Consider the following 11,740-nt stretch of genomic DNA (forward strand, 5'->3'; position numbering starts at 1 on the left):
AGAAGGTAAAGCGTGATATTTACGATTATTTTTGTGATTTTTTGTATCAGTGTTTTGATTTATTGTTAACCACGAGCTTCTTCAGTCAAAGTTACAGCGTTTTCAGCAGTTACAATTCTGGAGCCATATTTTCTCGTATAAACTTTAGTAAACTCGGTTCCAAAAAAGAGGATCTGGGCAGAATAGTAAACCCAAACCAGGATGATTATTGGGGAGGCAGCTGCACCGTAAGTGGAGTTAAAACTACCATTACCCAGGTATATTCCGAAAAGAGATTTTCCAACTGTGAACAGGACTGAGGCGATCGCCGCACCAATCCATACATTACTCCAGGCTATTTTAACATCTGGCAGAACTTTGTAAATTAAAGCGAATAGCAGCGTAGTGGCGAAAAATGAGGATAAGAAGTTGAAAATCTCCCAGAAAATCTCAATACCTACTATTAAATTCCCCAAAAAGTTAAATAGCGCTGTCAAAGCTGCGTTGAGTACGAGGGACACGAGTAGTAAAAAGCCAATCCCCAGCACTATAGTAAATGATAAAAAGCGGCTTTGAATGATTTTGATGACACCGAGTCCGGGTTTTGGCTGTACTGACCAAATTGTGTTAAGGGCATCTTGAAGTTGAGCGAAAACGCCGGAGGCTCCAAAAAGCAGAATCATCAGGTTGATTATGGAAGCGATCGCCCCAGTGGTCGGTTTGTTGGCATTTTCAATCGCCATCTCAATAAATTTTGCACCATTAGAGCCGATTAAACCTTGAATCTGCCCAACAATCTCGCCCCTTGCCGCTTCTTTTCCAAATACAGAGCTGGCGATCGCAATCACAATAATCAGCAACGGTGCTAAGGAGAAAACTGTATAATATGCCAACCCAGCCGCCAGAAGTGACACTTTATCCTTATTCCATTCAGAAAATGTCTCTTTAAGGAGATCCCAAACTGTCTTTAAATTCATGGATGAGTCTCCATACCTCTGTGCATCTCTACCAACATCGCTCTGCATCTCCAAGATAATCTTTGCAACAGAATTCTATTTACCGCTGACCATAAAAACTATTATCCTGTAGCTAAAATTCACTTAGCTACTAGCTAGAAGCTAAAAATCGAATTATTGCACAGACCGTAGGTAATAGAATTCAGGTGTTGAGCATCTAGTGAGCGATTATAATGATTTAGAAGAAGATGGCGTTACAATATGTTTAGTAAGTTTACTCTCACAAACCGTAATTTGTTCTTTTAAAACTTTCTAATATTGTAATCGGCCACGGGGCGATCGCGGTTATTGATACAGAAATTGGCATCGCTCCTAGTCTTCAGTAGCGCATTTCTCACTACTTTGCTAGCGTCCTCAGTCAGGATGAGGCGACAACATCTAGCGATGCCGAAGCTTCCAAACCAGACCCAGATATTGTTGAAGTTGCTTTGAGTAAGTTGAAGGGAGCAACCAGCCTCGGTAGTGATGCTTTAGATACTCCTTCCGATATTGAGTCTGCAAATAAAGCTGGTGTTGGCGTGATTGCGCTTCGTTGTGGTGGTTTTGATGATAGTTAATTAAGAGGATGCGAGCGCTACGCCCGCCACAGGCATCGCTATTTACGATGATCCGGCTGACTTGTTAACACATTATAATAGTTCACCTCTAGCAAGTAAAGCAATGACGGACACATAATTATTTGAAAAACTATTAGCATCTGCTAGTCTAAAACTGTAAGGATTCAGGTGTTTTCAACCTAGTCACAGAGAGTGTTTCAAAGTTGGCTTTTTAGTTTAGTCAAAACATTATTTGCAATCAGCGACGAATCTAAGCCATTTTTCCAAAATTTATTGACAACATGATTTTCTATTTTTTTATACAGCCGCTTATAGAACAATAGTTAATCCTTGAAATATGCATGGTTATTGTTAACTTTAAATAGGGAAAAACTTATATTAAAAAATAGAATGACGGTTACACGTCATCTATTTCTAATATTTGCAAAAATTAATTTGTCGGAACAGGAGTTTCACTCAAACCCCTCAAGTCTCGCCCTGTAGGGCTGTTATTATATCCTTGAAAGTTACGGTATTGTTGTGCCTCTTCTTGTGGAACACGAATCCCCTCTTGTGGCTGTGTTACCCAGACAGGCCGACCTTGAGCATCTCGATAATAAACACGCCCATTCTTAGAAAGGTAGTATTTCCCCTGCGCTCCTTTTCCTTGGGCATTCTTTCGCTGATTGTAGAGGTAGTAAAGTCCAGCGGCTCCCGCCAAGATTGCCACTTTCTGTCCTGTACTCAATCCCCTCCTAGCTTGGGGTTGATTTACGGGGGCGCGATTATTTAAATTTCTACCAACACTATCGTCAATCGGAGGTGAGGTGGCATTTCGGGAACCTCCGCCGCAGCTATTAAGGAGCGGGACTGTTAGCAATATTAAAAGAAATATTGCTGAGGTCTGCGAAGCTAGTCTATTTATCTTGATCATACATTTCCTTTTCCTTCTAATTTAGCTGACGTGGTATAAGGCATAAGACACGAATAAATACCCAGTCGTCGATGAAAGCCATTCAGGCTTTCATTACCTAAATCCTTGGCTTGAGCCAAAATATATTTGATCCGCTGAGTCCTTTTAAAGAAGGCGGGTTTCCCACACCCTCAAAACTTGCTTGAGCGTTGGGCTAGGCATTTTATTTTCTGTAGATCTCCCGAATACTCATATCAACACCTTCAAACCCAAGGGACTGCACTGTCTTAAACCAATTCATCACTTGTTGGTGTAGCTCCAATATGATTATCTATCACGGCTCAAAACATAATCAGCATTTGCTGCTACAATTTTCTGGGCAAGGGTCTTTTTTTCTTTTGAGTATTTCTGAAACTTACTTGTAATGTCTTTGCTGTCTAAATTGGGTGCAAAAGATGTTTCGGTAGAGAGCGCTGCCTCAGCGTTTATGAATGATTTTTTTGTCAAACCCAAGTATTGTGGCGCTTTCGCCGAAAAGGCGAAAGCTAGGCGTGAGCAGCATTTTATTACTTGTAAGTGCTTAACCTTGCACCACTATACTGTAGTTAGCTCAAAGTCTGTGATTCTTCTCTGCCTAGAATTTGTTTTTTAAACAAGCGAATTTCTGCTGCTAATTCTTGCCGAGTTGAATCTTTGAGCAAATAGCGGAAAGTAAACCAAATTGTGTAACCAAGTCCAATTAACTCTAGAATTGGAGAAACTAGTGGAATATCATTTATTGCCTTCAGTACCGCTAGAAAAATTCTCAGTCCTGTAACCACTATCACAAGCAAAGCAAAGCTGATAATCGGTAGTTTGTATTCTTGGTAGAACCTAGCTATGTACTCAGGTATTTTTGCCAAAAATATAGAAATCTGTCTACCAATTCTTTGCCATTGTTCTTCATTTTCCGAGGCGGGTGGTAACATTGCTAGGTTTCCAGACTCTGAACCTTTAAGTGCTTCTATCTGCTTTTGGGAGGCAGCATTGACATACTGCTGTTGCTGTAATTCGCTTTCCATAATTATCTCCTGATTTTCTGCAATGAGAACAGTTTTAAAGTTTAGGCTTTGTTGTTATCAAGTTTGGCAACGGTTGCTTTGCAACTACATTTTTAACACCTTTTATAGCATTTCCTAAGCAAGTGAGGTACACCCAAATCTTTTTTACCAAGGTTAGTAACTTTGAAAAGATACCTCACCAGATCAGAAAGCGCTATATTTCCTTTCGTATCCGCGATCGGGTTTTGTTTATCTACATTCCTAGCAATCAAGCACAGATTATCATTCCTAGCAATCAAGCACAGATTATCCAACCATAAACCAGCATCGCCCAGTTCAGTAAGTGACGCTTGTGGATCTCGCTTGTTTGAGAATACCCCTATTGCTTATTGCTGTCTTTGTATAATTTGCCGGGGAACCGTGGTAGCGGTGGAGTGAGCAACAAGCACAGCAGTATAACCAGGACTTGTAGAACTAATTAAAGTTGGATCATAGATTTGCCACTCTTGAATTCTATACTTGCTGAGAATTGAGCCAGTGTCACGAAGCTCATCGTCAGCTTTACCACCAACGTACTCGCTAACTTCAGCACCAGCAATATGATTATTGCCGTCTGCATCCTGCACAACCACAGATACTCTATCCATTGCCAAAGCCCAAATCTTTCAATTCATGCGGCGCTTGTTCCGCATCCCGATGATGAGTAAATACGCTTATAGCACGCCGATGTACATCTCAGACCATGATTTCTCCTTATTACTCCTTAGTAGCAGAGGTAAATATTTATTTCCAAATTTATTAGGGCTTTCATCAAGGTTAGACGTTTTTAGATTTACTTTTCATCAATCTTTTGGAATACCTTTTGCCTTGAACAAGAGTGATAGAACAAGTATTACAACTCAAAGAAGAAACGTTGAACAATGTCAAGATATTTGATTTAAATGTAAGGCATTAATAAACATATTTAACTAGCTTAATTGGATTCATTATATCGATTGAGCTAAATCTAAACTGGACATATAATGCTAGAAAGTAGTCACAAAAAGGCTAGAAAGTAGTCACAAAAGTAATAGAATTTTAGTTATAATAGATTCTAGGAGCAGTAATAAGGTAGTACTAAAAAATGAGCTTAGTATCATACTTTTTGGTTATCAAACTATATTTAGTTATTCCTATTGATTAAATATCAAGATGATTGGACTCAATCCTCGGAGAGAAGATTTATATAAACTAAATTGTGTAACTTATAAAAAAGACACAGCAAGATTTTAAGGAATCAAATAATGCCACTCCAGAAAATAAGTGAATTTGATACAGACTACCGTAATACTCTTGAAGGTAACGACATCAAAGGAATAGGTGTGTATGTTCAAGGAACTGATGAGAAGATTGGTACAGTAAATGATGCTGTAGTAGACGACCAAGGAGCATTCCGCTATTTAATTGTTGACATCGGCTTTTGGATTTTTGGCAAGAAAGTCTTACTACCAGTAGGAAAATCGCGTATTGACTCTACAGCAAACCGTGTATATGTCGTTGGTATAACAAGAGAGCAAGCGGAAAATTTACCTGAATATCAAGAGCATACAACACTTGACTACGACTATGAAGAACAGGTGCGTGGAGGATATCGTACACCGTCTGTAGAAAGTTCAGCTGCGCTAGAATCGGCAGTTGGCCGCACTACTCCTAGTCCTGATCCCAACAGCTACAGCTACGCAGATGACGCGGATCTGTATGATGTCAGCGCTCACGAAGATCAAACCTTCAAACTTTACCAAGAAAGGCTAGTTGCTAATAAACAGCGCCGAAAAAGCGAAGAAGTAGCGATTAGTAAGCATGTTGAAACCGAAACTGCAAAAGTTGCTGTTCCGGTGGAAAAAGAGCGAGTCGTGATTGAGCGAGTGACTTCTCAAGACACAGGCAAAGTTGTGTCTGCTGAAGCGACTGACTTTGGCGAGGGCGAGGTAGCGCATATAGACCTCTATGAAGAAGTTGCAGATATCCATAAGGAAGCTTTTTTGCGAGAAGAAGTCAGAGTGCAGAAAGTTCTAGACAAAGAAACCGTTGAAGCTCAAGAAACCATTCGACGCGAAGAATTAGATGTTCACACTGATGGAACTCGAATAGAGAATAAAACTGACCGGGGTTAACCTACTTAAACTACAAAGGTCATTGCATTTGAGTTAGTACGAGTGGGTTTTCTACCTACTTCTACTCAAAATTACTTTCAGACGATTGATATTGCAGAAGAGTCATTAGTTTAGATTAGGTGGTTAAATTGAAAATAATTCAACAGTTTCGTCGGGTTTTAATAGCTTTAGTATTGGTATTAGTACTAACAACGACTGCCGCCTGTAGTGGTACTGTTCAAGCTAAACAACCAACTCAATTACCGTCTGGAATCAGTCATAGTGCTGACTATGACTTGTTGTCACGCGGTAACAGTGTACAGGGTCAAGATTTTGGTAACTGGGTTGTCGCTACAGCCAAGGGAATTGTCCAGGATGCTTATGTACGTGACAACAATAAGTTGGGTGTCGTGATTGCGCCTCAAGTTCGTCCGACCGAGGTGCGACCATTAGCAAAATCCTTACTCCAAGGTTTTCACCAAAATTTCCCCAATCAAGACTTAAAAATTTTGATGTATGCACCAGACAAAAAACTGATTTTGACGGCTCAGTATGATACGCAATCAAATCAAATTGAGTATAAATAAATTGATTGCAAGTAGAAAAGGAGAGATTTAAAATGAGCAGCAGTGACAAGTATAAACGCGAAATTCTCAACGAGTTGGCTCACGGGAATACAGAATCTTTAGATGATGTTTCGTCTGATCCAACTCAGGAATACCAAAATTTTGACGATTTTGCCCAGCGCTCATCTCATGATGAACGTCGGCAATTGTTTAGTCAGTCTTTCAACCATAACAGCATTCCACCAAGCCAACTGGAGCCAGAACTCCAAAAAGCGATCGCTCAGATTAAGCCTAACGAACGGGATGATGTTGCACGGGCATTTTTCAAGCACTTAAAGCAAAGAGGTCTAGACGAGCGTCATTTGGAGCGAGATTTAGGACTTTCTACCCACAACCCTAACCGCATAAATGCAGATGACCTTAGCAAGCTAGCATCTTTCACATATCATAGTCATCCTGACATCTTCCAAGAAGTGATGGCTGAACAACCAGCGATTATTAAGTTTCTCAGTAATCCAGTGGTAGGAGCAGCTTTGGGAGCGTTTGCCTCTAAATGGTTTGGTGGTCATAAGTAAGCATTCCCACCCAAAGTTGATACGGGAGCAACGCGGTTTTGTGAGATTTGATTTTTCCTATCAATAAACCAATTTTGGAGCTTTGGCTGTATCAGGTTTTAACCTATTAGACATCTCCAGAAAAGAATGTAGAGACGCGAAATTTCGCGTCTCTACAAGGGTTTGAGTGAACGCATAATTAATTTTCACCAGATGTCTATTTGGGCAAACGCAAGTAATTTGTGAAACCCTTGCTGCATATGGATATTTCTGAAAAAATAGCCTCAATAATCAAACGTTTAAACCAATATAGTTCAATTAAGGCTAAAACTCTTTGCCAAAGTCAATTTTTTTAACGAACCGCCAAGGACGCAAAGAGAAGAAAGAAATGCTTAACTAAACCGTATTGACGTTTAAACCCTTGCTATTAAAGGATTCTTATACTTTAGATGCGTTTGCCCTGTGTTAAGACTTACTCTACGTGAATACTTATTTTGTGCTGATATATTTTAATATCCTTTTTACATTCTATTCACAATTCTTAGACCCAAAACAGCTAAACTTCATACTCTATAATTTACTTTATCTATTAACTACAGAGTAGGAAATTAGAGTATTTTCCTTCATAGCATCTTGAATTTAATCTCATTAATTATATCATTGTTGGAACAGCTTAAATGATTGATATTAAAAGAGTAGTTTAAAAACAGAGTTGCATAAAACGTGAATAAGAAATGGGCTGTTAAACGACTTACAATCAATCTCACATCAGGTGAGGCTCAGAAGCTTGAAAAGTACTGTTCAATGACTGGAAGACCAGCAACCGATATAATCCGAGAGTTAATCCGCTCTTTGACAACCGAAATGGCACAAAAAGAAGGTTGAGCAGTTCAACATATGCTAACTAAACTGACCAGAATAATTATTAATTCATTATTTTGGTTACAAGCCCCCCCAAGTTTGGAGCGCTGGCTTCCAGCGCTCCAACTTATCTCTCAATTTATTGATGGATAAAATAAATTTATTACTTAATCAAGAAAGTGCATTTATGCATGGGATTTTAATGATGAGTTAGTAATTATTAAATAGGAATTATTTTGACATCAGCCTTTTTGTTATGAGAAAATGTTTTGCCAGAAAAAAACATATTTAGAGCTTTCAGAAGTGAATAGATGCTCTCATAAATTCTCCTTACGCAGCTAAAACCGGAGCGATCGCAGCCTCTGTCTTGGTCACCCAAGCAACCAAAAGAATACTCAAAGCCATGCACAGGTACTGTCATACGGTAGGTTCGCCTATTTTAAAAACTTGAAGAAAAATTAAGATGCTGTAAAGCTTATGCAGCTTAATTTAGATAGGATTCTTATAAGCACTTATCCAGGAACAAAGTGAGGGAAAGTGTAAAGCAACTGCGGTAAAACAGTCAGGGTCTACACCATTTGCCGAGCCATTAACTGGGCAAACAATCCCTCTACAGCAGCTAGTTCCTGAAAATTTCCTTGCTGTACAACCCGGCCTGCTTGCAGTACATAAATGCGGTGAGCGTTGCGGATGGTGCTAAGTCGGTGAGCGATCGCTATCCTAGTAACTTGCAACTTATCCAAACTTTCACTGACAATCGCTTGGGTTCTGTTATCGAGCGCACTAGTAGCTTCATCGAATAACAAAATGCGGGGTTTTAATGCCAAAGCACGAGCAATCAACAATCGTTGTCGCTGCCCTCCAGAAAGATTACTACCCCCCTCACTAATGACAGTATGCATTTCCATTGGCATGGCTGCAATATCCTCAGCCAACCCAGACATCCGCGCCGCCTCCCAAGCTTCATCAAGTGTAACTTGAGCACCACTAGTTATGTTGTCGAAAATGGAAGCTGAGGTAATCTGACCATTTTGCAAGACTACGCCTAACTGGCGACGCACCGCTCCAACGTCCAAACCAGATAAATCTTGACCATCATAGTATATAGCCCCATCTTCAGGAGTCTCAAACCCCAGCAGCAATCTAAATATAGTAGATTTCCCGCTTCCAGAGCCGCCTACAAGTGCAATAAACTCTCCAGGCTCTGCATGAAGACTTACATTATCTAAAGTCAGCGCTCCCTCTTGACGGTAGCGAAACGTGAGATGATCTACTTTAATTCTGCCTATGAGTTTGCCAGGGTCAGCTTTGTCCAGATCGACTTCTGGTATACTTTCTAAAATTGGCTGGCTGCGCTTCCACTGGGGAATGACTTGTAAAGCGTTAGTAACTGTATTACTTACGTCTGTAGAACCTTTGATAAAGGTGTCAAAAGTAGTCTTAAAAGCTAAAAAAGTCCCAATAGTCAGTCCGATACCACCTGTAGTCTCAGCCTCCTCAAGCAGCTTGATCGTAAACCAGAAGAGGACAGCAGAAGTTAGTGTGGGCATAACTGTATTGAAAAGCATAACGCCGTCTTCAAGGTTCTGGGTGCTGAGTTCTAGTTTGATTTGCCGACTGTAGTTTTTACTCCAAGAAGCAAAAACTCGCTCTTGAGCGCCAGCAACACGCAGTTTAGCAATGCCATTAATCAGCTGCACCGTCTGCCCAAAAATATTTCCCTTGAGTTCTAGTAATGGCCGAACTTTACGGACGAGGAACGCTCCCGAAAGTGTGGTGATGGCGATCGCTACTACGGCAACAGCAACGGCAACTAAAGCTAATTTCCAACTGTAGTAAAATAAAAGCCCCAAATTCAGCAAAGCAAAAAGACCAGTTATCAAATTTAGCAGAGTTGGGCCGCTAAGTTGGCGACGAATTATACTAACCGTTGTGACGCGAGAGTAAAGGTCACCACTTGTGTATTTACGGAAAAACGATACCGACAAATTTAACAGTCGATCCCATATAGCAGCTTGGATAGAGGCGTCAGTAAACGTTTCTACCCGCAGCAGGGCTAATCCCTGAGCTAGCCGAAATAGCCCCGTTGCTAAAACAGCAACCAACAGTCCCAAACCAACTTGTAACAGTAATCCCCGGTCACTATCTGGAATCGCATTGTCAATCAAAATGCTAGTAGCGTAGGGTGTAAGCATTCCCAGTAGCGTCGCCGCAACACCAGTTAAAAAAATGACAAGCAAGTCTCTTCCACGACCTTTAAAAGTGAACCGGAATAGATCCACCGCTTTGAGAGCCTTATCAGGCAGAGACCGATAAAACATGTAGGCAATTGGAGCCAGTGTCTCAATACTGTGGTCATTGACAAGCACACGGGTTTGTGCAATAGAATCGAAAATTTCGTAGCGATTAGCTGCAACTGGTAGCAGCGCCACAGGTCGGTTGTCCTGCTGAGTATAAGCGACCAGGGGGCCAGAATCCTTCTCCCACCAATTATCCCGCAGCAAAACCTGCCGCATCCTCACCTTAGAAGCCCGCACAATTGCCTCCAACGGGTTCTTGAGCCGTTTGAGGTTTTCGGATTGAGCAGGGGGGCGAATTGTTATACCTAAATATCTTCCAACTGCACCAGCAGCAACTAACAAAGGTGTGCCTTCCAAGAAAAAGGTTGCTTTACCGGGTAATAGGGGCGATACGAGTTCACCCAGAGCCTCAGCAGTAACTTGATGATTGAGCCGTTCTCGATCTTGAAGGCGCTGTAGTTCTGTCTGCGCTTCCTGCTGCTCTAGGAGGCTAATATAGTCAAGGAGTTGAGTATGAAGTTGGGATAGTCCCCCTAGCAGCATATCAGCATCCCGAATCGCGCTCGTGGTTTCAGTAGACAGCTGAACTGACTCCATAGCTTGTAACCACATGCGATCGCTTAGGGGAAAAATTCCCGTCTTCGGATCTAGAGTTAATTCTTCTAGCCCCATCCAACTGACATTTCCTTGCTGAATTTCTACCCAAGCGATCGCACCAGCTTCAGGTTGGAAAGTCTCGTGATTACTCAAAGAAAATCGTGCTTGTCCAACAGCCTGAACTTGAATTGCTGGTGTAACGATGTCAAAAAGCGCAGGGTCGATATGCTCAAGCCAGCCCTCTATTAAAGCAACTACTGTGGCATCGCCATCAACAACTAACTGCCGAAAGTGTTCTTGATCTACCCTCAGCAGTTCTGTCTCTCCAATCGGCACTGCTAAAAGTCGGCGGTGCTGATTCTCAGAGCTAGGAAGTGTTCCGAAAAGGGCTTGTTTGGAGTCACAACTGAATAGATAACGTCGATTTCCTTCCATAACGCCATTTTTAACCGTGACTGCAAACAATGCTACAGAGCCAGACTCAACCACCCAAACAATCTGCGGGTCATCCAGTAGTATGGGTTCATTACCCTTAAGGCTGCACACTTGCCCCTGTAAATCTGTGATTTTAACTTGGTTAACCATTTTTAAAATAATTCGTAATTCGTTAAACTCCTGGCAGCGCTTCACCCTCACTACGGATTAACTGCGAGTACAATCCCTCCATTTGCCATAATTCTTGGTGAGTACCTCGTTGCATTACCTTTCCTTTCTCAAGGACGATGATTTGATCACAGTCTCGGATGGTGCTTAATCGGTGTGCGACAATAATGCAAGTGCATCCCCGTCGCCGCAGATTTTGGTCAATAATTTTTTCCGTCTCAGAATCCAAGGCGCTGGTGGCTTCATCCATAATTAGAATGGAGGGATTATTCACCAAAGCGCGGGCTATTTCTAAGCGCTGTCGCTGGCCTCCACTTAAATTGACAGCACCCTCGCTCAGTTCTGCATCAAATCCCCCAGACATTGAGAGAACCACATCGTCAATGGCAGCATCACGGCAAGCTCGGATCAGGCTGTTATCTGATATTGTGGTATCCCATAAAGTTAAATTTTCCCTAACAGTTCCGGCAAACATCAAAATTTCCTGCTCCACCATAGCGACGGAGTTAGTCAATACTTGATAGGGAATTTGCAACCTGGGTTTACCATCGAATGGCACTAAGAAAAGCTGAAATACTTGTCTGGTAAGGGGTTTAGAAAACTAATAGTTTTAAGGGCGGGAATCAGAATAATCTGCAACTCT

At 41.4% G+C, this 11,740-nt stretch carries 12 protein-coding genes and 1 pseudogene; 6 read left to right on the top strand and 7 right to left on the bottom strand.

What is annotated here, in order from left to right; all coding sequences use genetic code 11:
* Positions 1–65: 65 nt before the first annotated feature.
* Positions 66–956: a YihY/virulence factor BrkB family protein gene (locus tag V7K85_RS15840; RefSeq protein ID WP_334814588.1), complete on the bottom strand. Its 891-nt coding sequence runs from the start codon at positions 954–956 to the stop codon at positions 66–68.
* Positions 957–1,408: 452 nt separating this feature from the next.
* On the opposite strand from V7K85_RS15840, the gene V7K85_RS15845 reads away from it, so the two are divergent.
* Positions 1,409–1,552: a hypothetical protein gene (locus tag V7K85_RS15845; RefSeq protein WP_334814603.1), complete on the top strand. Its 144-nt coding sequence runs from the start codon at positions 1,409–1,411 to the stop codon at positions 1,550–1,552.
* Positions 1,553–1,982: 430 nt separating this feature from the next.
* On the opposite strand, the gene V7K85_RS15850 is transcribed toward V7K85_RS15845, so the two are convergent.
* The 3 genes from V7K85_RS15850 to V7K85_RS15860 all read right to left on the bottom strand — a co-directional run bounded on the left by V7K85_RS15850 (position 1,983) and on the right by V7K85_RS15860 (position 3,505).
* Positions 1,983–2,465 (bottom strand): hypothetical protein, encoded by a 483-nt coding sequence (locus tag V7K85_RS15850; protein WP_334814589.1) that lies wholly within the window; start codon positions 2,463–2,465, stop codon positions 1,983–1,985.
* Positions 2,466–2,771: 306 nt separating this feature from the next.
* The gene (locus V7K85_RS15855) at positions 2,772–2,951 is read right to left on the bottom strand and encodes a hypothetical protein (RefSeq protein WP_334814590.1); all 180 of its coding nucleotides are present in this window, start codon (positions 2,949–2,951) and stop codon (positions 2,772–2,774) included.
* A 98-nt stretch (positions 2,952–3,049) separates the two neighbouring features.
* On the bottom strand, positions 3,050–3,505 hold the full coding sequence (locus V7K85_RS15860; RefSeq protein ID WP_334814591.1) for a CAAD domain-containing protein: 456 nt from the start codon (positions 3,503–3,505) through the stop codon (positions 3,050–3,052).
* 122 nt (positions 3,506–3,627) lie between these two features.
* Between V7K85_RS15860 and V7K85_RS15865 the strand changes: the two genes are divergently transcribed.
* Complete coding sequence (locus V7K85_RS15865; protein WP_334814592.1) at positions 3,628–3,804, top strand: hypothetical protein; 177 nt, start codon at positions 3,628–3,630, stop codon at positions 3,802–3,804.
* 66 nt (positions 3,805–3,870) lie between these two features.
* On the opposite strand, the gene V7K85_RS15870 is transcribed toward V7K85_RS15865, so the two are convergent.
* Positions 3,871–4,131: a hypothetical protein gene (locus tag V7K85_RS15870; protein WP_334814593.1), complete on the bottom strand. Its 261-nt coding sequence runs from the start codon at positions 4,129–4,131 to the stop codon at positions 3,871–3,873.
* 636 nt (positions 4,132–4,767) lie between these two features.
* Between V7K85_RS15870 and V7K85_RS15875 the strand changes: the two genes are divergently transcribed.
* The 4 genes from V7K85_RS15875 (at position 4,768) to V7K85_RS15890 (ending at position 7,621) form a co-directional block, all read left to right on the top strand.
* Positions 4,768–5,637, top strand: coding sequence for a DUF2382 domain-containing protein (locus V7K85_RS15875; protein ID WP_334814594.1), 870 nt, complete (start codon positions 4,768–4,770; stop codon positions 5,635–5,637).
* A 128-nt stretch (positions 5,638–5,765) separates the two neighbouring features.
* Entirely contained in the window at positions 5,766–6,203 is a 438-nt protein-coding gene (locus V7K85_RS15880) for a hypothetical protein (protein WP_334814595.1), read from the top strand.
* Positions 6,204–6,235: 32 nt separating this feature from the next.
* A complete protein-coding gene (locus V7K85_RS15885; RefSeq protein WP_334814596.1) occupies positions 6,236–6,757 on the top strand; it encodes a hypothetical protein in 522 nt (173 codons plus the stop codon).
* A gap of 702 nt (positions 6,758–7,459) precedes the next feature.
* Positions 7,460–7,621 carry a CopG family transcriptional regulator gene (locus V7K85_RS15890; protein ID WP_334814597.1) on the top strand — a complete coding sequence of 54 codons (162 nt, stop codon included), beginning with the start codon at positions 7,460–7,462 and terminating at the stop codon, positions 7,619–7,621.
* Between the two features lie 545 nt (positions 7,622–8,166).
* Here the strand turns inward: V7K85_RS15890 and V7K85_RS15895 are convergent.
* Together V7K85_RS15895 and V7K85_RS15900 are read right to left on the bottom strand one after the other, a co-directional pair.
* Positions 8,167–11,079, bottom strand: a complete 2,913-nt coding sequence (locus tag V7K85_RS15895; protein ID WP_334814598.1) for an NHLP bacteriocin export ABC transporter permease/ATPase subunit — start codon at positions 11,077–11,079, stop codon at positions 8,167–8,169.
* Positions 11,080–11,101: 22 nt separating this feature from the next.
* Positions 11,102–11,650: pseudogene (locus tag V7K85_RS15900) on the bottom strand (ATP-binding cassette domain-containing protein); the annotation flags it as partial.
* Positions 11,651–11,740: the final 90 nt, after the last annotated feature.

Origin of the sequence: Nostoc sp. (assembly GCF_036917615.1) — a bacterium.
GTDB lineage: Bacteria > Cyanobacteriota > Cyanobacteriia > Cyanobacteriales > Nostocaceae > Nostoc.

Excerpts from the sequence above, each read along its gene's own strand:
- V7K85_RS15850 (WP_334814589.1), bottom strand. The coding sequence starts at position 2,465 with ATGATCAAGATAAATAGACTAGCTTCGCAGACCTCAGCAATATTTCTT.
- V7K85_RS15875 (WP_334814594.1), top strand. The coding sequence starts at position 4,768 with ATGCCACTCCAGAAAATAAGTGAATTTGATACAGACTACCGTAATACT.
- V7K85_RS15885 (WP_334814596.1), top strand. The coding sequence starts at position 6,236 with ATGAGCAGCAGTGACAAGTATAAACGCGAAATTCTCAACGAGTTGGCT.
- V7K85_RS15870 (WP_334814593.1), bottom strand. The coding sequence starts at position 4,131 with ATGGATAGAGTATCTGTGGTTGTGCAGGATGCAGACGGCAATAATCAT.
- V7K85_RS15840 (WP_334814588.1), bottom strand. The coding sequence starts at position 956 with ATGAATTTAAAGACAGTTTGGGATCTCCTTAAAGAGACATTTTCTGAA.
- V7K85_RS15860 (WP_334814591.1), bottom strand. The coding sequence starts at position 3,505 with ATGGAAAGCGAATTACAGCAACAGCAGTATGTCAATGCTGCCTCCCAA.
- V7K85_RS15895 (WP_334814598.1), bottom strand. The coding sequence starts at position 11,079 with ATGGTTAACCAAGTTAAAATCACAGATTTACAGGGGCAAGTGTGCAGC.